Origin of the sequence: Staphylococcus pseudintermedius (assembly GCF_001792775.2) — a bacterium.
GTDB lineage: Bacteria > Bacillota > Bacilli > Staphylococcales > Staphylococcaceae > Staphylococcus > Staphylococcus pseudintermedius.
This window is the reverse complement of record NZ_MLGE02000033.1, coordinates 1-1101: the sequence shown is the minus strand read 5'-3', so window position 1 is coordinate 1101 and position 1101 is coordinate 1. Positions and strand designations below refer to the sequence as shown.

Here is a 1101-nt window from a genome sequence, read left to right as displayed (position 1 = left end):
GCCTTAGGAGATGGTCCTCCCAGATTCCGACGGAATTTCACGTGCTCCGTCGTACTCAGGATCCACTCAAGAGAGAATTCGTTTTCGACTACAGGATTATTACCTTCTCTGATTAACCTTTCCAGGTTATTCGTCTAACAAATTCTTTTGTAACTCCGTACAGAGTGTCCTACAACCCCAATAAGCAAGCTTATTGGTTTGGGCTCTTCCCGTTTCGCTCGCCGCTACTCAGGGAATCGATTTTTCTTTCTCTTCCTCCGGGTACTAAGATGTTTCAGTTCTCCGGGTCTGCCTTCTTGCATGCTATGTATTCACATGCAGATAACACGACATAACTCGTGCTGGGTTTCCCCATTCGGAAATCTCTGGATCAAAGCTTACTTACAGCTCCCCAAAGCATATCGTCGTTAGTAACGTCCTTCGTCGGCTTCTAGTGCCAAGGCATCCACCGTGCGCCCTTAATAACTTAATCTATATGATATTTTGGCAAACGTTCGCATTCGGCTTCATCACTTCACATTCACTCAGTTACTTACGCGCAGTAAGCGCCTTCGCTCATGCTTGTGATTCATAGACTGACAAACGTTTTCAAAACATCATGTCGTCTACCGAAATACAATCTTTTCCAAAATCACCAGTTATTAATTATGTGAGTCGTCATTTGACGACTAGCGATAATTTTTTGTTTCAAGCTTTTAAACGCTTGTCACTCGGTTTTGCTTGGTAAAATCTATACTTACTTATCTAGTTTTCAATGTACAAAAGATATAAATGGTGGAGACTAGCGGGATCGAACCGCTGACCTCCTGCGTGCAAAGCAGGCGCTCTCCCAGCTGAGCTAAGCCCCCAATATATAATTTGAATTTTAAATGGTGGGCCTAAGTGGACTCGAACCACCGACCTCACGCTTATCAGGCGTGCGCTCTAACCAGCTGAGCTATAGGCCCCGAACATTTATACAAACATTCAAAACTGAATACAATATGTCACGTTAATCCGTTTATCACCTGATGGTGATATTCCGTATATTATCCTTAGAAAGGAGGTGATCCAGCCGCACCTTCCGATACGGCTACCTTGTTACGACTTCACCCCAATCAT

2 tRNA genes and 2 rRNA genes are annotated in these 1101 nt (G+C 44.0%); all 4 read right to left on the bottom strand.

Annotation, left to right across the window (positions count from 1 at the left end):
* Positions 1-472 (bottom strand): 23S ribosomal RNA (locus BJK46_RS12070); the annotation flags it as partial.
* A 300-nt stretch (positions 473-772) separates the two neighbouring features.
* Positions 773-848, bottom strand: a tRNA-Ala gene (locus BJK46_RS12065).
* Between the two features lie 22 nt (positions 849-870).
* Positions 871-947: transfer RNA gene (locus tag BJK46_RS12060), tRNA-Ile, on the bottom strand.
* A gap of 91 nt (positions 948-1038) precedes the next feature.
* A 16S ribosomal RNA gene (locus BJK46_RS12055) occupies positions 1039-1101 on the bottom strand; the annotation flags it as partial.